16 protein-coding genes are annotated in these 23,317 nt (G+C 60.7%); 3 read left to right on the forward strand and 13 right to left on the reverse strand.

Annotated features, from left to right (window positions below; all coding sequences use genetic code 11):
- Positions 1 to 109, forward strand: a 109-nt coding sequence (locus KW843_RS27025; protein ID WP_370628535.1) for an IS3 family transposase, incomplete at its 5' end; no start/stop codon positions are given.
- Positions 110 to 548: 439 nt separating this feature from the next.
- Here KW843_RS27025 and KW843_RS22575 read toward each other — a convergent pair.
- The 4 genes from KW843_RS22575 to KW843_RS22590 form a co-directional block, all read right to left on the reverse strand.
- Complete coding sequence (locus KW843_RS22575) at positions 549 to 3,464, reverse strand: P-loop NTPase fold protein (RefSeq protein ID WP_218297404.1); 2,916 nt, start codon at positions 3,462 to 3,464, stop codon at positions 549 to 551.
- A 387-nt stretch (positions 3,465 to 3,851) separates the two neighbouring features.
- A complete protein-coding gene (locus tag KW843_RS22580) occupies positions 3,852 to 5,072 on the reverse strand; it encodes a site-specific integrase (RefSeq protein ID WP_218297405.1) in 1,221 nt (406 codons plus the stop codon).
- A gap of 1,418 nt (positions 5,073 to 6,490) precedes the next feature.
- Entirely contained in the window at positions 6,491 to 6,760 is a 270-nt protein-coding gene (locus tag KW843_RS22585) for a hypothetical protein (protein WP_218297406.1), read from the reverse strand.
- A gap of 249 nt (positions 6,761 to 7,009) precedes the next feature.
- Positions 7,010 to 7,300: a hypothetical protein gene (locus KW843_RS22590; protein ID WP_218297407.1), complete on the reverse strand. Its 291-nt coding sequence runs from the start codon at positions 7,298 to 7,300 to the stop codon at positions 7,010 to 7,012.
- A gap of 472 nt (positions 7,301 to 7,772) precedes the next feature.
- On the opposite strand from KW843_RS22590, the gene KW843_RS22595 reads away from it, so the two are divergent.
- Both KW843_RS22595 and KW843_RS22600 read left to right on the forward strand, forming a co-directional pair.
- Positions 7,773 to 8,453 carry a hypothetical protein gene (locus tag KW843_RS22595; protein ID WP_218297408.1) on the forward strand — a complete coding sequence of 227 codons (681 nt, stop codon included), beginning with the start codon at positions 7,773 to 7,775 and terminating at the stop codon, positions 8,451 to 8,453.
- On the forward strand, positions 8,437 to 9,390 hold the full coding sequence (locus KW843_RS22600; RefSeq protein WP_218297409.1) for a hypothetical protein: 954 nt from the start codon (positions 8,437 to 8,439) through the stop codon (positions 9,388 to 9,390). Before KW843_RS22595 ends, KW843_RS22600 begins: the two co-directional genes overlap by 17 nt.
- A 171-nt stretch (positions 9,391 to 9,561) precedes the next feature.
- On the opposite strand, the gene KW843_RS22605 is transcribed toward KW843_RS22600, so the two are convergent.
- From KW843_RS22605 to KW843_RS27030, 9 genes are all read right to left on the reverse strand, one after another.
- Positions 9,562 to 10,053: a hypothetical protein gene (locus KW843_RS22605; RefSeq protein ID WP_218297410.1), complete on the reverse strand. Its 492-nt coding sequence runs from the start codon at positions 10,051 to 10,053 to the stop codon at positions 9,562 to 9,564.
- Between the two features lie 118 nt (positions 10,054 to 10,171).
- Positions 10,172 to 10,702: a glycoside hydrolase family protein gene (locus KW843_RS22610; RefSeq protein ID WP_218297411.1), complete on the reverse strand. Its 531-nt coding sequence runs from the start codon at positions 10,700 to 10,702 to the stop codon at positions 10,172 to 10,174.
- Positions 10,699 to 11,013 (reverse strand): hypothetical protein, encoded by a 315-nt coding sequence (locus tag KW843_RS22615; protein ID WP_255594884.1) that lies wholly within the window; start codon positions 11,011 to 11,013, stop codon positions 10,699 to 10,701. Before KW843_RS22615 ends, KW843_RS22610 begins: the two co-directional genes overlap by 4 nt.
- Before the next feature lie 40 nt (positions 11,014 to 11,053).
- Entirely contained in the window at positions 11,054 to 11,656 is a 603-nt protein-coding gene (locus KW843_RS26855) for a hypothetical protein (RefSeq protein WP_370628532.1), read from the reverse strand.
- Complete coding sequence (locus KW843_RS22625; RefSeq protein ID WP_218297412.1) at positions 11,653 to 12,936, reverse strand: hypothetical protein; 1,284 nt, start codon at positions 12,934 to 12,936, stop codon at positions 11,653 to 11,655. Before KW843_RS22625 ends, KW843_RS26855 begins: the two co-directional genes overlap by 4 nt.
- 2 nt (positions 12,937 to 12,938) lie before the next feature.
- The gene (locus KW843_RS22630; RefSeq protein ID WP_218297413.1) at positions 12,939 to 13,394 is read right to left on the reverse strand and encodes a hypothetical protein; all 456 of its coding nucleotides are present in this window, start codon (positions 13,392 to 13,394) and stop codon (positions 12,939 to 12,941) included.
- Between the two features lie 9 nt (positions 13,395 to 13,403).
- Complete coding sequence (locus KW843_RS22635) at positions 13,404 to 13,691, reverse strand: hypothetical protein (protein ID WP_218297414.1); 288 nt, start codon at positions 13,689 to 13,691, stop codon at positions 13,404 to 13,406.
- Entirely contained in the window at positions 13,688 to 14,128 is a 441-nt protein-coding gene (locus KW843_RS22640) for a hypothetical protein (protein ID WP_218297415.1), read from the reverse strand. The genes KW843_RS22635 and KW843_RS22640 overlap by 4 nt, the downstream gene beginning before the upstream one ends.
- 53 nt (positions 14,129 to 14,181) lie before the next feature.
- Positions 14,182 to 23,208: a PLxRFG domain-containing protein gene (locus tag KW843_RS27030; protein ID WP_218297416.1), complete on the reverse strand. Its 9,027-nt coding sequence runs from the start codon at positions 23,206 to 23,208 to the stop codon at positions 14,182 to 14,184.
- Positions 23,209 to 23,317: the final 109 nt, after the last annotated feature.

Raw genomic sequence — 23,317 nt, forward strand, 5'->3', positions numbered from 1 at the left:
CAATTACATCGAGATGTTTTACAACCCTAAGCGACGCCACGGCACTGCCGGAGATACTTCACCGGTAGAGTTCGAAAGACGCCATTTCCAACGGCTTAAAAGTGTCTAGGGAATCCGGGGCGATTCAGACAGGGATCGACGGTGTCAGCGAAAACGGTCTCTTTAGAGGGCAGGTGAGGCGGGGTCTCCACTGCGCGCTGTGGGTGGCACTAAAAGGCTGCTGAAATACTGGTTTGTCCATCGGCTGCCAAGAACATCGACCGCTCAAAACGGGCTACAAGCGATTTTTTCGAACCTGGCAAGGGGTGAGGCACCCTCAAAGTTTTCATTTTTCGAGTCCTCCGACAGTATTTCATCAGCCTGCTAAACACCTGTTGTAGCCAGAACGCACTGCTGCGCATGAGTGAGGCCAGTAGAGCAAGACAACCAGAAATGGGCAACTGAACAGGCTACACAAAGCCTTGTTGGGACGGGATGAGACCACTTGGCCTTCCAGAACACTATCAGCAGATTTTCTGATTAATGCGTATCCCCAGTTGATTCGTCATTTAGGTTTCCACCACCCAGCTGTCGAGTAACCCGAATACAACCGGCAAGCTATCTGCATACGTAGCGCTATAGCCATCCATCACAATTGTTCGATCGACATGCTGAAGTTCTTTCTTAATGAGCTCCCTATGTTCAACCCAGAAAGCTATCAGACGAGTTTTTGGAAATATTTTTGTAATTTCCGCCGTGAGTGATTCAACACTCGGATAACCCAAACTTCTATATCTAGAAACTCGAATAGCACGCAAGCAGAAATCACCAAATTCCTGAGCATTTTTTCGATCAATAATCGGACTAAAGCAAAATCCAAGAACATACTCTTGCATTGCAATATTAATGCCACCACAATCCTCAGATCCGGACTCATCATAAACACCACAACCGATTCCAAGACCACCTGTGCGGCTGTTGTTAGTCAACTGATAAATAACGAAGCCTTTGATATCAGAGCGCGCCTGTTCTAAGTCGAATCCTTCGCCCTTCATTCCAGATTCTTCTTCAAACGCAGCCTCCCCAAAAATATCCTTAGCACTCAACCCATTAACGGCATCAAAAAAATTAACCGCCTTATCGACATACTCGCTTCGAAAGCGCTTAAATATTTCTTGCGAAATACGACGCATGGAACTGAGAGAGAGCGCCACAACTTCGCCATCGCCACTAGCATTCGGATCTTCATATCGGAGCAAAGCCGTGAAGATATTATGAGTCTGACCACCGCGATCCATACTGCAGGTCAACCTGAACGACATCACATCGTTCCAACCTAAAACGCCGTTTGATGGAGATAACAGTTGATCAATAATCGATTGAGGAAATTTGTCTTTTTTTCCGAAAATTCGCTCAGCTATTTCTACTACTTCGGCAACTGCACTCGATCTCGCGCCCTGATCTTCTCCAAAACCGGCCCTATCTAACAGTTGTACTAATGCATATATCAAACGCGATCTGAGTCCGCGATCATCACTTCTACTGGATGAAAATTTGGGCAAGCATGCAATCAATTTACTAATTGACGCACTGACTGAAGCTTTGTCCAGACGATATGCGTTGTTAATAAGAATTCGCCAAAATTGATCCTGAGGCATTTCACCGTTTGCGAGAGCGAACTCCTTCATCGACAAAATCTCATCGATGCTCTTACGCCGGTGTAATACCTCGTCTACAGCCTCTTTATAGAATTTATAAGTCTCAATAGCCAATGGCACCTGGAATCGAACTATGAATTTCAAATATTTTTCCAAATTGCGACCTTGTCCATTGAAGCATGCACGCGAACGAGTAACACCTTCATCGAATTGATCGTTTCGAGTGAAAGAAATAGTAGAAACATCGAACAATTGACGCAACAGAAAAGCGGCAACCGAATCTGAATATTTAATCACCTCCTCAAGCCCTTCTGAATTCTCAATATTGATATTATTATTATTATTACTTGGACGTACAGAAAACGATCCGATTCTATTCTCTGTTTCCTCAAGGTAGATCTTTCGAAAGATTTTTGGATAATACAAGTTCAACAGAATTAAATGAATCAGATCGCAAATGTGAAAATCACTGCCTCCAAGGTTCGCCCGCTCGATCTGCAATAGAAGAGTTAAATTCACAAACCGTTTTACTTTGCGGAGATCACCGAGCAACGGGGCGTAGCTGGGGGCGTTCTTACCACTAACCATCTTCGCAACTTCCGACATGATCAATGACAACTTGTCTAGTGCGTCGGCCGGAATAGTCTGGAAACGCTCCGAATCGCGCTTCCAATCGGTTTTCAAGAACCGTTCGATAGCAGAACCATCTACAAAAAGACTCAATTTAACGGTTATAAATTTCTCCAAAAATTCACGCGCGCGTGCGCCCTCATCTTTACCTGCAATCAGCATCTCTGTGTCATAGCACAAGATGTAAGTCGCACGACTGAGATTGAACGTCCGCCGCACAGTAAACAGAACGTTATTAACTAATTTTTGGTCAAGCCGATCCAAATCATCGATGATTATTATCAAACGCTTTTTTACCTGCTTAAGGACATTATCAATATCCTCAAGGAGTTCATCCATCGTTTCTGTAGATGGTTCAAACGTAAGCTTCAACCCAAAAAAAGATAAATCAGTCTTTCCTTTGACCATCCGCGAGTAGCGAGTCGCCACTGGAGCAAATTCAGGTGTAAAAACTTTTTGTCGTATGCCGCTACAGAGCTCTCGAACAAATCGTTCCACCAAATCTGGGTCGGAGGCATAGCGCAATGGCTGAAACTTTATGACGATGACGGAACGATCTTCGCTCCAGCGCTGTTCTGCCAACTTCAGAAAACTGGTCTTGCCCACCCCCCACGGAGCATCAACACCAAAAACAAGTCCGGAATGTGCACCACTAGCAAGAACAGTCTCAGCGAATTGCTGAGCCTGGGGCCCAACCCCCAGGACATCCTCGGCAGAGCCTTCGATCTCAACATCGAGAAAAAAAGTGAGCTGTGCCTGGTCATCTCCTGATCGGGAAGCTAGCCCGCGGAGCAGTGATGCGCTCAATAGAACGAGTACTGCACACAGGACTGCTGGTGCGTATAAATCGTCCGCACCGGCAATTGCCGCGTGAAAACCTGCCAGCATCGGAGCCAATAACTGATTGGATAAAACACCGATCCCGAAAAGTAGGAATAGATCGATGCGCTGGCTCGCAATGATCCTCTTGGCAGTCGCAGGTACTTGACGAAAGCACGCATACGCCACAAGTATCAGGGCCCCACCGACAGTGATCACAATGGAGTTCGCTTGGCAGCTGTAACTGGCGACCACCACACCAAACGCTTCGCTTCCGACGTAGGCAACCCTGAAAATCTCGGCTAATAGGAAGCCCAAAAGAATAGATTTTGCAAAAACGGAGAACTCAGGCGTTCGGATGGGCAAGCTTTTAGTCAAAAAATTTACTCCTGAAAGGTTCCAACACGTTACAACTGATGGTATCGGCTACAGATGCCGACACCATTCTCCAGCGGTGGGAACCTTCCGCAAAACAGAAAAAGGGAACGATTGCACGCTCCTCGGCAGCGTCAGTCTGTGCAAACAGTGAATGTGCTATACGAGCTAAGAAATTCGCACGGCGCTTGTGATCTTGAGCAGCGATGGCTTGATCGCTGAACAACTTTTGAGCATCACGATGACGGAAGTTGGCTCATCACTCCCGCGCATTTTCGAGACAGGCTGCATGCATAGCCCTTGGCCGACCCGCGATGCATGCTCACCGTCATGCGCCTCCCTGTCCTGTGCAAACCCGCTTTGCGCGAGAGTCGCAGGATTAGATGACTTCTATGTTGAAACAGCACCTCGCAGTTCATCAAGATAGTCAGCCCATCGCTGCATCATTCGCGCGCGGTGAGCCATGTACTGCGTACGGTTGTAAGCGCGGCCATTGGCATCTCTTACGGCGTGAGCCAATTGAGCCTCAATCACCAACGGATCAACATCCAACCGCTCTGCCAGCATCGTGCGAGCCGTCGCGCGAAAGCCGTGCCATGTTTGCACTTCTGGCGTGTAGCCCATGGAAATCAGGGCGGTGCGTACTGAATTCTCAGAAATAGAGCGTTCATGGTTCCGCTCACCCGGAAACACCAGCTTGCTGCGGCCGGTCAAAACGTGCAGTTCGCCAAGAATAGCCACAGCCTGAGTCGGCAGAGGCACGAGGTGTGGCTCCCCGTGCTCTTTACCATCCTTGCCCCGCTTCATGCGAGCGGCAGGGATCGTCCAAAGCGCTGCTTTAAGATCAATTTCCGCCCAGGCCGCAGCCCGCAGCTCCCCCGGCCGCTGAAACAGCAAGGGCGCAAGCTGCAATGCAGTTCGCACGATTGGCCCGCCCCGGTAAGCCTGAATAGCGCGCAGCAACGTTCCAAACTGGACAGGATCAGTGATCGCAGCGAAGTGCCGTCCCCTGTAAGGCGAGAGTGCGCCCTTGAGGTCACCAGTGATATCCCGCCCCACGCGGCCCGTAGCGACGCCATAGCGCCACACCTGTCGCGCGAGCATGAGCCCACGGTCTGCCGTTTCTATCGCGCCGCGTTCTTCGATCTTGCGCAAGGCGGCCAGCAACTCCATGGGGGAGATATCGACCATGCGCCGTTCCCCAAGCCAGGGGAACAGATCGCGCTCGAACTGTCGAAGGGCTCTCGTAGCGTGGCCTTCGCTCCATATGGGAATTTGCTTGGTGTGCCACTCCAGGGCCACCATCTGAAAGGAATCGCCCTCGGGGTTCATTGCCTTGAGCTTTTCCACCTTGCGAGCCTGAACCGGGTCAACCCCGGTGGCCTTCTGTTGTTTTGCAGCATCCCTCGCCCTGCGAGCAGCCGTAAGGGAAACCATGGGGTAGCTGCCCAGCGCCAACTGCTTTTCCTTGTTGTTGATCCGGTACTTGAGAAACCAGCGCTTGGAACCGTTCGGGCTTACCTGCAGATAGAGCCCGGCCGAATCACTGAAACGGGCTTGCTTGCGCTCAGGGGGACAAATTGCGTTGCGGCACTCAAGGTCTGTCAGCATGGGGGTACAAAACGATGGATAACAGTAAGCGGTGGGGGTACAGATTCCCCTATGGCGAACCCCCTTCTACAGAGGGAAGTGGGGGTACAAAACACCGATTTCACCAGATTTCTCTGGTTGTACCCCCATTTGTACCCCCAGTTTGCGTTGGCTGGGGATGGACAAGCCTGGACGGCCATGGACGCTAAGTCCTTGATTTACCAAAGAAAAAGGGCGTCCACTGGATTAGTGTGGACGCCCTTGGACGGGTGTATGGTGGAGCTGGCGGGAATTGAACCCGCGTCCGCCCCAGTAACCATGCCGCCTGCCGGAGCGTGGTGTGAAATCGGTGTGATTTACGAGGACTCGCCACACACCATCAGACACTGCAAATTGTGAAGAATTGCAACTGAACAACGCTGGAGTTCGGGGTGAAATCACCTGCATAGCAGCCCAAAACATCGTAGATCGCCCACCCTACCGCCCAGGCATGGCAGACATCCATCGCCGCGCAACCAACTCATTTCGTGCCCGCTGGCGCCCACGGTGCAGCGCAACCGCAGAAGCCGGTCCTGACCAGGGCGCCGCACACCGAGAACATGATGTAGCCAGTGCGTCGCCAGCATCGCGGGCAGGAAGACAGGATCTGGAGTAGGCGTTCCATCACCAATCGCGCGTCATCCGTCGTCAGTCCTTGTGGCCGGCACACTTGCCATTGGCCTTGCGGTAGCCTGGGCCGCCACGCGAGCCGCAGCCACCTCGACCGCCTCCCCCGGTTGTGTGCGACCTGGAGCCACCACTACGGCGTCCCCGGGCTTGGGCCTCATTGGCGACCAACCCTGCGAGACCGGCAAGCAGCGCTGCACCGAAGAGACGGCGCTTCATTGCTTAGTGCCTTCTTTGCCAGTGTATGGATTCACATTTCCCTTGTGACTCCAATTATTGGACTTGGTGCTGTCTGGGTTCGTCGCACGATGCGGCGGGACATAGGTGCCGTTCTTGGTTGTGTGCCCTGCAACACTGTGGCTACCGCCAGAACTGTGCCCTCCGCTTCCTCCCTTTGCTACAGCCAGTGTGCAAGCGGCCAACGCCGCGACCAGGATCAGTGCCTTTTTCATATTGTCATTCCCTCCGCGCAAACAATAGCGCACTGAAATGGTGCACAAAGCAAAGCTATCGCACAAGGGAATTTTCGCCAACTTGAGCGCAATGGATTGCGACAGATCAAGAGAGGCCCTTGCCCGTCCTGCCCCATGCAAACATGGTCTCTTCCCGCTCACCCCACTCAGACGTTACCCCGGCCACATCCACGGGGCCCCAGGGGCGGCCATCGATTCGCAGGAACCGCCACCATTCACATGTGCGCTCCGACCAGGATGACGCACATCGTATTCCCAATGCGGCCACGGCATCGGCATCACGGAAATCACCGCGGACGGTCAGCCTTTGATCGCACCATGCAGCGACATCAGTCGCTGCGCGATGCCGTCGGGGTCGATTCGCATGTTGCTCATGGGGATAGTGCCCGCGCAAACGTGCTCATACCAGACGTGATACCCGGATAGATCCGGCATCGGCTGACCAGCGCACTGGCGGATGGCGGCAGCTATGCCAGGGGCGCCAAATTCGCCCAGCTCCTCACGGCCGTCAAATACTTGGGCCCGGTAGTTCCCGGGTTCGATCTTGTCGATGCGCAGGGTCAGAATCATCAGCAGTCACAGGATCAGGAAACGGCACAGCCACGGCGTGAAATGCGGTCCAGAACCACAGCCCGGTCTTCTTGCGAGGGCTGCTCTTGAGTCGGTAGGAGATCCGCACTTTGCCGAAATCAGAAGTATCTACTACGGCAGAAAGCTCGGGCGGCTGGCCCTCGCATGCGACAGGCAGCAGCTTTAAACAAGCCGAGATGTCATCTCCCCTGATCTTGACCAAAATCCCTCTGTCCACACCGAACTCGATCATTTCAGCCTGCTTTCTGGTGGCAGCGCAACGGTGGCCACGCCCAGGGGTTGCCGTGGCGCGATCCAGTGCACCCACAGGCCTTTAAGCCAGGCCAGCGCGCACACGACGGCCACCACGGCCACACCCCACTGGCCGCTATCCCACACCGCCCAGAACCAGAACGGCTGGCTCATCAGACCGACGATGCAGGCCCAGCGCTGAAAGCGCAAACTACGGCTCTGCGATAACCAGATCGCAGTCGGGCCCAACAGGGCTATAGCGGTTTGGACGATCTGATCGGACGGCATTTCCTGATTGTGCACTACTGTTTAAAAACCCAGCTCGATCAAAATCACTCCCCTAGAGAATGAACTGGACCGCACGGAGCCACTTTTGCACGCTCCTCTTGAGCCCGCCGCCTACCTGGGCCTGAACTCTGGCACTCACGTCGCCCGGCACTGGCGCGTGCGTGGACAGTATCTCGTTGGCTCGCTCGTCGGCCCGTGCGTCACGCTGGCCGCCGCGTGCGGGTGCTGCGTCGCGGGCTCGCTGATTTGCTAACCCGCGCAGGTCGTCCACGGAGTCGCTGCAGGCGCTGCCTCATGGACGCAGTCTCGCAAAGAATGTACCGAGTGACGAGACCCGGTCGGAAGGGCATCACCCGTCGCTTCGACGGAAGAAAAAACTTTCCCTCCTGCGGCGATTGCCCAATAATTTGTCGCAGGAGCGGATACCCGTCTGCCTCCGCCATAACAAATCATAGACTTGGGGGGGAATTACATGCGATACCTAAAACCATTATCCTATGCGATTATTGTTTGGACGCTTTTTTTCGCAAACATCGCAGCAGCTCAACCTGCCAACTTCAAACCAAATGGCTGTGGTTCAGGCTGGAATGTTTACTTAGTCCCTGACTCCATTCCATTGCTTAGCTGCAACTTTGCCAATTCATGCAATGATCACGACGCATGCTATTCAAAATGCATTAATTCAACTGAGGGAGATTGCGAATACAGAAAATGCAGAAAAGGAGGCGAGCTGTATGGCAATACGATCTGCTTCAGCGAAAATAAGTTCAACATACTAGAGGGAAAAGCAATTAATCGACGCCAAGCTTGCGATGATAATTTTTATACATCCATGCGCCAAGCAAACAAAGGAAAATGGGCATGTGAAGCCCTAGCAATTGTTTATCAAAAGGCGGTTAAGGATTTTGGACTTGATGCATTTATTGGAATGGGAGGTTTTTTAAAGATCACCGCATTGCAACAGCCCGAAAGCGAATACAACAAAGCTATCGCAGATTTTTTCAAAAAATCTTCGGAGCGAGATTTCCAAGAATTTGTCAAAAATTATGATGCAGGCAAGCCCTCTGTCAACCTTTGCGGAAAACTAAAATTCTCTGAAAATGAAGGCCTTACCAACGTAGACTCGGAGGATCAAGATGCATGCAAAAAATAACATTTTCCATCTGATAACATTGTGGCTAGCGATACTCTTTGCTGGAGTCACAATTTCGACGCAATCTCATGCGCAAAATTTGGAAGAGCAGATGTGGAAGCAGCGTGAACTTGTACACGGCCTTTGCAAAGACTCTATTAGAAAAGCGCTAACTTTACTTCGCCCACATCTCTCCGACCATCCAAAACTTCAAAACGACGAGAATCTTGTGGTTTTTGTGGAATGGATAAATTTTAACGCATACGCACAATACTCTCACCAAAGAATCTTTATTACAAGCGCATTTTGCGAATATACCTTTTTGTTAATGCGAGCTCAACTACTTGCACATCACTATGACATGCCCGCAAGCGCATTAGTGGAATACACAGACTATCTCGGACAGAAAATTCGCCACGGAGAACGAGAGGTCAAGAGAGGCGAACTATTCAAACACATCATAAATCCGTACGAAGTCTATTTCAATCTAGATTTATCGAAATTAAATCAAAAATCTCGAACTATAATTGATTCGGTAATTCAAGATGAAATGCCAAATTTTCTCCTTTCAGTTATTGGCCATGAATTGGGTCATTTAATAAAAAGCCATAAACCATATAGCGTAATTTCAAACAAAAAGGCTCGCGAGCAAGAGTACGAAGCAGACGAATTCGGCTACAACATCGTAACCAAAGCGTTAGGAGAAGCGCCCCATCCAGCATTATTTATAGGAGCATTACAATTATTTGGTGCCAGAGAAAAATTATCAGCTGCAAGCGGCGCAACCACCCACCCAAGACCTGAATGTCGACAGATTCGAATAATCAATTCATCAGGAATATTAAAGCAAATAGAAAATGATGAAAAGATGAGGCGGGATTTTGAAAAAAAATCTGATGTATCTTATGAAAAAACCGTTTGGGCAGTTAAAGAAGGTTTAAAGGCGTGCGCCGAGTAGGTGCGCTGTGGTGAAGTTACTCACCATGAGTCTGAGTCTTTGCCGTGCGACCAGGTTAGAGTAGGTTGTCTGCTCCACGCAGAAGTCTGGTGCCAACGAACACCCTGCGATTGATCCGGGACCCCCTCCCCAAAGGGCGCTGTGTGACGGTTGATATCTCTTCGCCTAGAGTCAATCCTGAGGACGTCCATCCCGCCCCCCAAGTTTCACTGGCCAGGCTTCCCGATGGGTTCGGACATCACTTGCGTGCCCATCAGCTTTTTCGACCATCCCTCCATACGCGGCGCGGCAGTCGTTGAATACGGCTCCGAGGGCAGTGGCGTACTCAAGGACGGCGGCGGGGGGAGCTGCAGCGAGTCGGCGGGCGGCTTCGGCGGATTGGTCCCGCAGGCCGTCAGAGACAAGGCGCAGATGGTCAATTTCAGTGCGCAATAGCGTTTCACGGGTACGGGCAGCATTCAGGGACTCCTGGTAGGTGGTGGTGATGGCGCGCTCCTCGGCGCGGGCTTCCTTGACGGCCTCGAGCTTTTCGCCCGCGGCCTGCACCTTGGCGCCGGCCATTTCCAGCCGGACATTGGCCACGGCGGCATCCATGCGCGCGTCCTGGTAGAACCAGGCGGCCAGGGCCGCGACGATGGCGGCGATCAGATGGGTGTAGATCACTGACTTCTCCCGTTGAGCCAGTCGCGCAGCGCACTGCGACGCCACTTCCCGCGCACGCGCAGGCAGACTTCCCACACGATGAACAACAAGGTGCCGGCCCACTTCAGGGCCCAGTCCCTCACCGCGCACCCCCGGTGTTCCAGCGCACGGTGCCTTCGATGCATAGCTGGTATTCCTTCCAGCGGCGGTTGAAGAGGCCCTGGCTGTAGGCGCCCCCGGCCCTCACCCACTGCAGCATGGCCAGGCATGCCCCGCCCTCGTCGCCCGCGTTGAAGCGGCGCACCAGGGTGGACTTGCGGCCGGACTTGAGCCAGCACCAGCCATCGGCCTTGCCCGGAGCGCCCAGGCCGGTGTTCACGGCCATGAGCGTCCAGCCGTCGTACTGGCCCTGCGTGGGCTCCCGGTCCAGGCAATCGAGCACGCCCTGGCCGAAAACCTCTGTGTGGCGCTTGAGCGTGGCGCGCGCCTCGGGCTCGGTGACCGCCTTGCCGGGCACCACGCCATGGGTGTTGCCGTAGCCGTCGGTCCACACCCCTGCGATGTCCTTGTACGGGAGGGCCATGAAGCCCTCCAAGGCCATCAGCAGCACAAACGCCCCGGCGCTCAGCGAGCGGCGGGGGTTGTCGCGGATGTATTGGCCGACCGTCACTCGTCGGCTCCCAGCGCGCCCAGGTCGGTTTCCACGGGCCGGCCGCGGCGACGGTCTTCCTGGCGCTCTTGATCGCGGCGCGCGTCGCGGCGCCACTTCCACACGAGGTAGCTGGCCTGCAGGGCGACGAACGCGATAGAAGCCAACACCAGCCAGTCGCTGAGCGGCAATCCCGCCATCCGGGCCCCGCCGGCTGCAGCCGCCCCGGGCGTGGCCTGATACGCGGCCGTGGCCAGGTCGTGCTTTTGCTCAGCGCTCAAATGCTGGTGGATGCCCAGCAGGGCGAGCAGGGTTGCGAGACGTTTGTTCATGAGCCCGGATGATTCCGGGCAATGCCAAGAAGGCCCAACCCTATACCGGGGGCGATTCGGGCGGAACGCTGGATTCGCTCGGCCACCCTGCGAGAACGTCGATCAGCTGCAGGGCCTGCGCATCCTCGCCCGCCGCATCAATCAGGTCCTCGATGCGCTGGCGCGCACCCGTGAGTGCCCCGTGGATGGCGCGGTAGGCGTCGTCCTTCGCTGCGATGCGCTGGGCAAGCACCAGGCGGTCGATGCCGCGCGCGGCGGCCGCACCGTCGATCCACGGAGTGAGCGCATGCGCATCGGCAAGCAGCGCACGCGCCTCCGAGGTCTGCACATGCCAGCTCTCGCGCTCGCTGGGCGGGTAGCCGGCCGCGATCACTTGCATGCGGCGCTCGTACTCGGAGGAAAGGGCAGCCAGCAGGTCCGCGCGGATCTGCGATGCGTTGGCGGGTGCCGGCGGCGTGTAGTCGGCCTCGCACTGCGCGATCAGCGCTGCATGCTCTGCAGCATCAGCGCCGAGGTCCGTCCGCAGCTCGTTCATTTGCGAAGCGTCGTAAGCGTGGCACTTCACAACGTCGCCGTTTTCATCGACCCATGTGGCTTCGATGGCAGGGGCGTTCTCATAGCGGATCAATTGCTTGAGGATCACGAGGTAGCCCCTTTCAGCACACGAAAATTGATGGTCAGGGCATCGGACAGCCCCGAGATCGTGGTGTTCTCGATGTAGACCGGGACGGAGCCCGTCGATGGCACACCGGTGCGCACCTTGTAGTTCTGCGGGCTGCTGCACCACACATCCACTCCGTCATCCGTCCCGATCAGCGAGTTGTTGAACGTGAAGGCAACGGAGGTGCCGCCAGGCAGCGATGCGTTGTGCGTCGTGATCCTGCCGCAGGGCTTGTTGAGCGTGACCGCCGTGGACTTGTTGGTGGGTTGCGTGACCGTGCCACCCGCCCCCGTCCCATATCCCAGCAATTGCGGAGTGCTCAGCTGCGCGCCCGCCGGGGTGACATTGAAATCCACGAGCGCCGCACCGACCAAAGTGTTGGCGGCGACAGATGGGTAGTTGCGTATGTAAACGCCACCGGAGCCGGCCTGGACTTCTGTTGATGCAGCCGCCCCTATGCTCGTTCTCCCGCCGGCCGCGAAGTAATAGTTGGCGCAGATACCAATGGTCTTGTTTGTGTCATGGCTCCACAAGGAGCTCCATGCTGTCACGAACTGGATAGGCGTCTTGTCGGTGTCCCAAGCCGAGGCCGCGCCACCGATGCTGAACTTGCCGGTCGTGCTGATCGTGAAGCGCGAGGTGTTGCTCGTGAGGAACGACAAAGGGAGGTAACTTCCGGTGCCGATCTGACCTGAGCGGACCAACGCCTCCGTTGCGCCGATCTCGAGGCGAATCAGGCTTGCGTTGTTCGGGTCTGAAGCGTTGTACGCGCGCCAGCCCGCTGTGGTCCCGGTGCCCGACGGCATCACGGCCACGTCGGTCACCGCGTTCGCCGCGGATGTCTGGAACACGAGGCGGTTGCCCGCCGTCGCGTTCGAGAAATCCCCGATGAAGCGGCGAGCCAGCCCATCGACAACGATGTTGCCTTCGATGCTGGCGCTGGTCCGCGACACAAAAAGCGATGCGATCCAAGCCTTCAAATTTGCGAAAGTCAGCTTCTTCAGGCCGTTGGTCGCTTCGCTGTCCACCAGGCCCAATTCGTCGGCATCCACCGGCGTGGTCTTGGCAGCGGCCGCGTGAATCTGCGGCGCTACGACTGCGTCGTCTTCCCGCAGCATCGCCTTGTAGGCGCCAACAGCGGTGCCTACGGCTACCCGCGACTCATCCGAAATCAAATACGGCTCGCCCTGCGCGAGCGCGTTTGCGCCCGCCGCAGTATCCAGCTGCGCACGAGTCCCGCGTTTGAACCGGATGGCCGCCATGGTCAGAACGTTCCGCCGTCCACCACGTTGACTGCCAGGGTCACGAACCCATTGCCGGCATCCTTTGTCCAGCTCATGCTGGCGTTCATGCGCATGACGCCATCAGTGCCGTCCGTGCCCCAGAGATACCCGGACGTGCCGCCGGCCACCACGGCGACTTTTTCGTCGGTCGCACCCGTGGGGATGTTCAACGCGGTCTTGAACGCGTCGAACGTCATCTTCTTTTCTTTTTGGCCCCCAGATTCGCTGGCGTCGTGGATGATCAGCAGGTCGTCCGCACCGGACACGCTGGCAAGCGTGGCCAGGTCGTCAATGGCGGGCACCACGGGGAGCTTTGTCGTCGCGTCCGTGGCGACGTGCAGCGTACCGCGGTCGGTGGTGACCATCGGCTCGCCGGCGAGCATGCCCGTGCTGGGGAGGTTGGCCTTGAGGCCGCGTTTGATCTGGATGCGGGGCATGGTGGCTCCTTAGAAAAATGTTCCGCCGTCAATGACCTGCAACCCTAGGTTTGTGCGGGCTGCGGCCTTCTTGGTCTCGTCGTCAAACTCACTCAGGCGATTCACGACGAGCAATGCGCCGCCTGTGGCATCGCCGGGCGGGCCCGGCGGACCAGGAATACCCCGGGTAACAACGACCGTGGCCGGCTCCGGCTGCTGCACCACGACGGTTTCGCCTCCCGGCTGCGTGATGACCACCGAGCGTTCGCTGTGGATCACCACGGCCTCGCATTCCTGCGGCAGCACCACGGCGTTCATGGCTCCTGCCTCCACGGAAAGAGCAGCACAGGCAGTTCGTACTGCGGTTCTGCTTCGCCCGTCGGGCGAAAGACAGTCACGCGCGCCACACATTGGGTCCAGGCCGGCGCCACTTCACCGTACTGCAGGGCCAGCGTCTGGGCCTTCGTCATCTTCAGCCGCAGCCATGCGCCGTCGAGCAAGATGCCTCCTTCCTCCGTCGTCAGGGTGAAGATCACATCCAGCGGATTGCCGTCGCGCAGGAACTCGGCGATGGCTGTGCAGCCCGTGTAGTCCTCGCGCGTGGCGTCAGACGCGGGCGCAAGGGCACCGCTGCATACTTTCACCAGACGACCACAGTCCAGGCGCACCGGATAGGGGTATGTGACGCGCTCCAGCGAGAAATTGAAGGTCGTGCCCCGATAGATGGGGGCCGTCAGACTGGCGGGGGAGTTCATGCCCGCCAGTCTCCGTCCGGGCCGCACATTGGCGAAACCCTATACAGGGCGCATCAGGCTTGCTCCTTCGCCAATTCCCGCATCTGCTGGCGCAGCGCCTTCGGCGCGGTGTCGGCGATCCGCTGGGTGCGGTCCTTGCCCATTTCCCGCACCTTCTTCCACACGTCGGGCATCTTGACCACGATGGGCTGCTCCGGGTTATTCCGGTTCCAGTCTGCAAGGCGCTCGCGCACCCGCTCCAGTGCTGCCTCGTCCTTGTTGAACAGCGCCTGCGCCCACTGGGCCTTGATGTCGCTGCTGGTCTGGACGTAGAAGCTCTTGGACCGCTGCATGAAGGAATTCGACTCCTGCACCTCGGCCACGCTGCGCGGCTGGAAGCCGATGGCCTTGGCCACCGCCTCGTCCAGCGTGGTGTCGATCACCTTGTAGCCCTTGGTGTCCTTGTAGATTCCGCTCGTGGCCATGTCGATGCCCTTGGCCGCATTGCGCACGGCGGTGGGCGCAACCTCGAGCGCCGCGCCCCCCACATCCCCGGTCAGCGCCTTGCGCGCCGCGCCGAAGCCGCGCGCCACCAGGTCGCCTGCCGGACCGGCCACTTCCAGCAGATCCCGCTCCCGGTTCGGTTTGGTCAGGAACAGGCCGGTGCCCGGGATCAGGTTGCCCATCCCCAGGCGGCCCGACACGTCGATGGGCGCCCCGGGCAGGCCGGACACGCCCTGCTCCATGAAGGTTGCCAACTCCTTGCCCAGCGCGTCGCGCAGCACCTGCTTGCGCCACTGCTTGGTGCTCAGGTTGTAGCCCATGAGCTGGCCCACGCCGTCGATCAGGTCTTCCAGGTCTTCCATGAACGGCAAGCCGCCCGCGCCGCCCATCAGCATCAACATGGCAACCGCCCAGCCGACGGCCCGGCGGCCCGCCGCGCGCTCGGGCGAGCCCGGTTCACCGGCGTTCCAGGTGCGCTGCATCAGCTCCAGGTAGGAGATGCTGTAGGTCTTGAAGGTCATGAGCGTGCCGCCCACGGCGCCCCGCCCCCACTTTGGCTTGTTGGCCTTGCTGTAGAGGAACTGGGTTTCGAGCACAGCGCGCCGGGCGAAGTCGGCCGGCCGGTCCAATCCCTTTTCCTTGGCCAGCCGGTACGCCGCGATGAACGTGCTGCGGCGATTGAACTGCTCGGCCAGGGCGAACGGCTGGCCCCATGCCACCTTCGCGCGTTCCCAGTGGTTCGCCGCCGTGGCGCGGGCATCGCCCAGCCGCGTGCCATCGCCGGTGCGCAGCGTGCCAGCGCCCCGAGCCTGCGCCATCAGCTGGTGGATTTCCTGCGGGCTCACCACGCCGTCGTCCTCGGCGTGCTGCAGCGCGGCGGCCAGGTCGGCCTCGTACCGGAAGCCCTTGGTGCCCATGTCCTTGAGTGCCCGGCCCATCTGTGTGCCTGCGGCGCGCATGCCGCCGAACTGGCTCAGCCACGGCAGCGTCACCGTGAAGGGCTGGGTGGTGTTCACGAAAGCGGACGCCAGCGAGCCGCCCAGGTACTGGGCGAACAGCATGCCGCGCACGGCCTGCCCCTCTTCCTGCGGATCGCGGATGTACCCCTGCAGGCCCACGGCCACGTCGCGCAGCTCGCCCTGCTCCTTGGGGATGTTGTTGATCGCGGTTTCCATCGTGCCCGCATTCAGCGCGCCCGCGCCCTGGCGGGCATTGGAATAGACAAACGAGGCCAGCACGCGGCCCACGTCCTCGGAATACCCGGCGATGCCCTTGCGGTGGATCAGGCGCTTGAGCGCGCTGTGGTTGTTCTTCGCCAGCTTCAGGTACTCCTGAAACGCCTTGTCCCGGGCATCACTGCCCTCGGCGCTCAGGCCCAGCATGTTCCCGAACATTTCCAGGCTCTCGGGCGTGATGCCCTGGAAGAGCTTGTAGGCTTCCTGGCTCATCGTGCCCGAGGTCACGGCGGCGCCCGGGAACGCGCTGGCCAGGCGCATCCGCATCTGGTTGGCCTCACGCATGGTCTCGAACATTCCGAAATACTGGCGCTCGCCCGCGGCATCCACCACGTCCACGGTGTACCGGCCAAAGCGCGACAGCGGTGCATAGCCCTCGGCCATCAGCTCCTTGGCGCGTTCGTAGCGGTCCACCACCTGGTTGTTCAGTGCCATCAGCCGGTCGGCCTGGTCAGGGTCGCCCCGGGCGTCATCCTGGAGCGTGCGGGTCAGCAGCTCCATCGCGTCGGCCAGGGTGGCCTGCTCGAGCACGGCGTCGCGCATCGGTGCGTACTGATCGCCCAGCGCGCGCAGCATGTCCGCCCGCGTGGTCACGTCGATAGAGCGGTCAATGGCGGCCCGCGCCTCCTGGTACAGGCTCACCTGCTGGTCCGTGAGGCCGAACATGCCCCTGAGCTCATCGCCCGTCCAAACCACCCCGGGCTTGAGCACCTTGCCCTCGAAACGGGAATTCACGCTCGCCTCGAACTGCGGCAGCGGCAGTCCGCGCCACATCTGCAGCACGCTGGGCTCGATCCGCCCGGCGGCCAGCATCAGCTGCGCCTTGTCGTCGGCCGACATGCTGGCGTACTTGGCCGTCAGGTCATCGGCCAGCACCGGCTTTCCGTCCACGTCGCGGCCCCACATCAGTGTGCCCTCGAACAGCGGCCGCGCCAGCGCCTTGTTGTCCTCCGCGCTGATGGGCTTCTTGGTCAGGTCGCGCCAGGAATCCACACGCGGCAGCAGGCGGGGCGCGAAGTCGGCGGCATCGTTCGCCAGCAGGGCCACGTCATCAATGAAGCGCTGCGCCGACTCGAACACAGGCTTGAACGCCGGCGCCCGCTCGCCCAGGTGGCGCATGGTGCCGACCGACTTGTCCCACAGCGACACCTTGCCGGGGTGGCTCAGCGCCTGCTGGATCTGGTCCAGGGCCGACGCTTTCATCTCCTGCAGCTTGCTGCGGCTGAACATGGTGTCGCCATCGTCCTCGGCGTTGCGCTGTTCGATCTCCTGCGCTAGACTGAGAACGTCCCCCGCAGAGCGGATGGAAGTCAGGTCAATGCCGTCGGCTTTGGCAGATGCGTCCACCCACACAGCTGCGGGGGATTTTTCGTTGAAGTCCACCGCCTCCACCGTGTAGAGCGGATTGGCATGATTGGCGTCCACCGTTTCCTTGACGGTGAGCTTCGCCATCAGCATGCGCCCATCCATATCCATGGGCACGAAGAAGCGGTGCACAGCCCGGACATTAGTGTTCCCGTCCCGGTCTTCCTTGCTCCACCCGAAGATCGCGCCTTGGTACAGGTGGTCGAGGTTTGCCACTGCGCGAGACTGGGCCTGGGCACTGGCCGACTTCTCCACCGCCTTGCGGCTGAGCATCTTGTCCAGCGTATTGCGCGACACATTGGCCTGCAGTCCCGTCGCCTCATTGGTGAGCGCCTTGCCCTGGAACTCCTGGGCTGCCACCCGCGCTTCCGTGAACGTGGATGCTTGGCGCAGCGGACTGTCATCCGCGCGAGAGAAGCCCGGGTCGCCACTCGTGCCGCCGCCGTCGCCGCCCCTTTCAACCCAGCCGCGCGCGGGCAGGATGTAGGCCTGGATGATGTCGTCGTCCGTCATCCGCAGATTGCGGAAGCCCGGCACATGGGCGCGCAGAAAGTTGCGGATCGCGGCCACGGCGCGCTGCACAAAATGCAGCCGGGGGTTCTTCTCCGCCATCTCCGCCAGCACTTCCTCGGCGGCCTCGCGCACGCTCAGCTCCCGCACGCCGCGCAGCCCGTACTCCTGGATCTTGGCCGCCACCTCGGCCTCGCGCATCGTGGCCACCTGGTTCAGAACCAGATCCAGCTCGCGCCCGAAATTGCCGCGCAGCCCGTGGTGGCCCAGCACCTCGTGGAACAACACGCGGGCGGCATCGGTGGGCGTGTTCAGCCGCGAGGCCATCAGGTAGGCCTTGCCACGGTAGTAGAAGCCCTCCGGCGCACCGCGCGCGCCGCCGCTGCGCTGGCGCAGATCGGCCCTGCGGGCAGCCTCCGGCACCCGTGGGTCTTGCATGTCGAAGGCCACCACCACCGCGGGCGCGTTCGGGCCCCATGCAGAGCGGATCGCATCCACCGTGGCGGACACGGAATCGACCGCCTGGCGCTGCGCCGCCTCCGAGTAGGCCGCCGGCCGCTGCACGACATTGAGGAACGCCTGGGCATCAAACTCAGCCGCGCCAGCCTCGCTCTCGGTTGCTTCCCGGCGGAATAGCGCCACGCCGCCGTCTTCGCCTTCGCGGGTCTGGATCACCTCCACCAGCCTGTCCAGCGACTGGTTGATTGCCGCGCGCTCGGCCCCGGCGGGGAACGGGCGCTTGAAACCCCACGGCGTGGCGATGACCGCGTTTTCCGGGCCATAGTTCAGGAAGGGGCTGCGCCCTCCCCGTTCGGCGATCTTGTCCTCCACGTAGCCCTGGAAGGCGCGCGCGGCCAGTTCGTGGGGGCGCGTCCAGTAGTCCTGCCCGCGGCCCTGGTCCAGATCCGTGGCGTTCATGACGAACTCCGTGGGCACCATACGCGACTTCTCGCTGGTGGCCTGCGCGTCCGCGAGCATCTTCAGCCGGGCGCTGTAGTTCTGCATACGGCCGCGCAGCCGGTCCAGCGGCCCGTCCTGGTCCGCGCTGAAACCCTGGCGGCCGCGTACCGCCTTCATCACAGCGCTGAGCCGATTGAGCGCATCGTTCGTCCAGCGGATGCCCGAAGTGATCGAGCGGCCCGAGCCCTTGGACTCCACGCGCAGCTCCAGCAGCTCCCCCGCGACGATCTTCTCCGCGACCGAATCGAACTCGGCCAGCTGCTCGGCCGTGGCCGCCTTGTTGTGGCGTTTGTAGTAGCGCGCATCGAGGTCGCGGGCCAGGTCGGCGCGGATGCCGTCCAGGCGCTGCTTCACCTCCTGGCGGGCGGTGGCCACGAACTTGTCCGCGCGGGCCGCATCCTCCACATAGGCCTCAGCCTTGCGCGAGATCGTGCGCATCACGTCCCCATAGGCGTCGCGTAGCTCGGGGCGCAGGCCGGAGCGCTCACCGCGCGTGCCACCGCTGGCCATGTCGTCCTCGGGAGCGTCATGCACCCGCAGGGAGCGGGTGCCATCCTTGGCCACCACCCACTCGGCGGGCGCCTTGCCGTCCTGGCGCCCGAAATAGTGGTCCAGCGCATGGAACCACTCGTGCGCGAGCGAGCCCGCGCCGTTCATCTTGGTCAGGTTGATGACCACCTTGTCCAGCTCGTAGTGCGCACGCGCGCCGCTCAGGCCATGGCCACGGGCACCAAACGCCAGCGCCAGCTCTCCGTTCAGGCTGATCGCGCGCGGCGGCACGTCCATCACCTCGGCCAGGTCCAGCAGGCCGTCATAGGCATCGTTCAGCAGTTCCTGACGCTCCTGCTGGTTGTTCCAATTGCCGAACTCCACGCCCCGAAAGCCGAACACCTCCGTGAAATCGCTATCCCGCGCGTCACCCGTGCGGCGCTCCGCGCCCAGGCGCTGGTCGGACGGCGGGCGCGGCAGATCCGCCTCGCCGAAAGTGGTGTTCGTCTCGATGATGGCCTGCGCGTTGACCACCATGTACCCCAGCGCCGCTTCGCGGGTGGGGAACACCTGGTCCACCACCTTTACGCGCTTGCGGTCGCTGACATCGCGCCAGATTTCATACCCCGCGCCGTCGCCGCGCACCGGCACCACGCGGTGCTTCTGGCTGACCGCCAGCAGGGGCACGGCCTGCTCGGCTTCCTCGCGCGTGGCGTAGGTTTCCCGCCCCATCTGGCGCGGCTGATTGAACGCATCGAGGCGGCGCGTGTCGCGCACCGCCCAGCGCCCCTCTTCGTCCACGCGGCTGCTCTTGACGATCTCGCTGATCTCGAATCGGCGCGCCCAGGCGGGGCGCTCGTCAGCGCTGCGCGGGCGGCGCACCTTCGCGGCGGGGCCGGCCTTGTCCTTGCGCGCGCCGCCAATTTTTTCACCGAAATCGGTGATGCGGTCGTTAGTGGGCGCAGGCGATTCCGCTACAGAATTTGCAGCATCCTGCGCAACACTGGCAGGCGCTGGAGCTGGGTTATTCTTCGATTCCTCGGCCCGCTGTTGCGTCTCCGGCAACTTCATCCGTGCCCGCGGCCCGACGCGCAGTTCCTGGGCCGTCGGCTCAGTGCCATGGTTGCGGGGTTGCGAACCCGGAGCGAATTCAAACTTCCCGGCACTGTCCTGGACCACCTGACGGACATCGACACTCCAGCGGTTTTCCTCGGCCGCCGGGTGGTAGGCCAGCACCACGTCGAACCCGCTGTAGCTGCGGACCACGTTGCCAGGGGTGAAGTAGGCCGCCCGCGCCTTCGCCTCGTTTTCTGCCTTCTTGGCCAGGATTCCGCGCGGCGCAGGCTTCTTGGGTGCTGCAGGCGCAGCTGGCGCGCTCGCGCCGGAGGCTGCGGCCGATTCCGCCAGCAACCCGCGCAGCGGAAACTGCAGGCGGTCCTGCCCATCCACCTTGATGTGCCCAATCTTCACGCGCACCGCGCCGGAGCCTCCCTCGAAGGTGTAGCCATCGTGCACGCCGGTGCGCATGTCGGCAGGGGGCTTCGCCCCGAGCCAATTCAGGTATGCAAGAGCGGCCTGCCGCGCGGCTTCCGGCGTCAAGGCATCACCGTGCGGCTTTGCAGCGCCCTTCTTTTCAGCTACGTTTTTGATAGCTTCTGGCGCTTTGCCATCAGGCGCTGCGGACTCGTTCCCGCCATCCTTTTGTGCGCTGGGCGAGTTTCTCACTGCCTCCAGCGCCTGCTCCACCGGCGCATCGAGCACGATGGCCTTCACAGGCTTTCCTTCCTCGGCGGCGGCCAGTGCCTGGTGGTGCCCGTCGATCACATGGCCATCGCTGGACACGATCACGGCGCGGTCCCCGGTGGCGGTCTTCGCTGCCTCCACCTTGGCGGGCGAGTATTCCGCCTGGGTGGGCTTCAGGTCGGCGGCGTTCACCGCGGTGGTTTCGTGCGCGATGCCCTGCGCGTTCAGGTGCTTGACCAGCCCGCCGTGCGACTGTGCGGGCACCTGCGGCATATCGGCGCGCGGGATGCCCAGGGTTCCCGTCTCCGGCGCGAAGGTCTGAACCGCCTTCGCCTCGGCGGCCCGGAGCTGATCCACCAGCTTCTTGCGCCGTGCCTTGAGCGTGACGGGCACCTTGCGGCTTTTCATCGCCGCTTCGATATCGCCGCCGCCCTGGCCCATGGCCGCCGGCGCCGTCTGCAGGATCTTGGCCTCTACGTCGCGCAGCTGCTGGCGCAAGGCTTCGGTTTCGCCGCCTTGCGCTTGAGCTTGCGCGCCAGGCGCTGGCGCTGCTTGCGCTCCAGGGTTCGTAGCAGCGGTGCTGCCATCAGCTACCCCTGCCGCGCGCGCGCCGCGCGGGCCTCCGCTTCCTTGAGCATCTGGTGCTGGGCGTGCGACTGCTGACGCTGCTCCGACTTGCGGCGGTTCCGTGCGAGCTTGCTGGGCTTGGGTGGCTTCAGGGCCATTGGAGGTTCCTTCGATGGTGGAGGTGGAAAGGTCTGCCGGCACCGGGCCGGCGTCCTCGCTCAGCGAGGCAAAAGCGGCATCCGCGCGCTCGGCGCCTGGCACGGTGCCCGCCTGCTCGGCGTCCAGCTCGGCCTGCAGGGCCTGCTTCTCACGCTTCGTGCGACGGCGCTCCAGTTCGCGGGCGAGCTGGGCCCGCACGCCCTTGTCCTGGGCCGAGCGGAAGGCGGTGGAGAGCTGCACGTCGCTCCAGGCAGAAAGGCCGGTCGCAATTTCCCCGGTGTCGGGGTCGATGCCATCTGCTGCGGGCTGCTTCTTGGCTTGCTTCGAGGCCTCGCGTTCCCGCTCCTGCTGCGCAGTGGCGAGGGCCGCGTCCGTCTCGATGGCGGCCTGCGTGTCGGCAGCGTTTTGCAGCTGCTGCGAAACGCCCGTATCCAGGGCCAGGGCCGCCCCAGCAGAAAGGGAACCCGCACGGGGGTCGATTCCCGCGCGCTGGCTTGGCGTTTGCTGCTCGTCGGCCAGCGCCAGGTTGCCCGTCTCGAAGTCACGCGTGAATTCCACGGTGTTCTCGCGGGCGGGTGCCGCCCCGGGCTGGGTCTCGAAGTCCGCTTCGGCCACCCGTGGGGCATTGGCGTCCACTGCAGCGCCCGTCACCGTGGGCGCGTTGGGATCTACAACGCCGGGAGCAGTCGTCCACGCGGGGACCGATGCCTCGGCCTTCGCCTGGGCATCCGCTGCAGCGGCCTCCGCAGCTTGCCGCCCGGTGACCGCCTGCGAAAGCGGGTCGGCGCCCTGTTGGGCACCGTGACGAAGGCCATCCAGCGCGCCCATGCCAGCGCCCGTGATTCCACCCAGCGCCGCGCCCATGGCAGCAGCACCAGCCACGCCCTTGCTCGGGTCAATGCTGGGGTCATAGGGCACGGCCGCACGTTGGCCCTCGTACTGGGTCACGCCTTCCTCGATACCCTCCTGCAGGGCCTCGGACGCGCCCGTCTTGAGCGCACGCGCCACCGTGCCGCCGGTGAACCCCTTGGCTCCAGCCAGGATCTTTTCCGCGCCAAAGGCGCCACCGGCGCCGCCGACAATGGCCGGGAACACGCTGGCCTGCCGGCCCGCCGCTACCGCCTGGTCCTCGGTGGCTCCCGCCTTGGTCGCCAGCTCGTAGGCAGTGCCAGCGGCATCGCCACCAGCCATCGCAGCCCCTGCAGCCACGCCGCCAGCGCGGCCCGCGAGTTCCATGGCCTTGGCGCCGCCACCCGCAACCCGCGCCGCCGTCGTGGCCCCCTTCACCGCAAGGCCCGGCCCCACGAAAGAACCCGCAGCCTGGGCTGCGGCCAGCACGGGGTTGTTCACGATGTGCCGCCCCACGGCGGCTACTTCATCGCCCACGCCCTCGGCGGCTGCCAGATCCGCGCCCAGCCGCTGCTTCTCGGCCTTCACCACATCGGATTGCTTGTCCTCACCCGCCTTGACGATGTTCTTGTCGATCCACTTGGACACATCATTGCCTGGCTTCACGAAGTTGGCAGCGGAAGACACGCCGCCGGCCGCCGCATTGGCGGCTTCGATCACGGTGTCGTTGATCGCCGCACCTATAGAACGCTTCGGGGGCTCGGCAAGAGATCCCTTTTCCCAGTCAGTTGCGGATTGCGTGGTGGGAGCTTGAATGCTGCCCTTTTCC

It is taken from the genome of Acidovorax sp. sif1233 (genome assembly GCF_019218755.1).
GTDB lineage: Bacteria > Pseudomonadota > Gammaproteobacteria > Burkholderiales > Burkholderiaceae_C > Acidovorax.

Bases quoted from the DNA above. Each gene is read 5' to 3' on its own strand.
- KW843_RS22580 (WP_218297405.1), bottom strand. From the start codon at position 5,072: ATGCTGACAGACCTTGAGTGCCGCAACGCAATTTGTCCCCCTGAGCGC.
- KW843_RS22585 (WP_218297406.1), bottom strand. From the start codon at position 6,760: ATGATTCTGACCCTGCGCATCGACAAGATCGAACCCGGGAACTACCGG.
- KW843_RS22595 (WP_218297408.1), top strand. From the start codon at position 7,773: ATGCGATACCTAAAACCATTATCCTATGCGATTATTGTTTGGACGCTT.
- KW843_RS22630 (WP_218297413.1), bottom strand. From the start codon at position 13,394: ATGCCCCGCATCCAGATCAAACGCGGCCTCAAGGCCAACCTCCCCAGC.
- KW843_RS22615 (WP_255594884.1), bottom strand. From the start codon at position 11,013: ATGAACAAACGTCTCGCAACCCTGCTCGCCCTGCTGGGCATCCACCAG.
- KW843_RS22640 (WP_218297415.1), bottom strand. From the start codon at position 14,128: ATGAACTCCCCCGCCAGTCTGACGGCCCCCATCTATCGGGGCACGACC.
- KW843_RS22625 (WP_218297412.1), bottom strand. From the start codon at position 12,936: ATGGCGGCCATCCGGTTCAAACGCGGGACTCGTGCGCAGCTGGATACT.
- KW843_RS22635 (WP_218297414.1), bottom strand. From the start codon at position 13,691: ATGAACGCCGTGGTGCTGCCGCAGGAATGCGAGGCCGTGGTGATCCAC.
- KW843_RS22590 (WP_218297407.1), bottom strand. From the start codon at position 7,300: ATGCCGTCCGATCAGATCGTCCAAACCGCTATAGCCCTGTTGGGCCCG.
- KW843_RS22600 (WP_218297409.1), top strand. From the start codon at position 8,437: ATGCATGCAAAAAATAACATTTTCCATCTGATAACATTGTGGCTAGCG.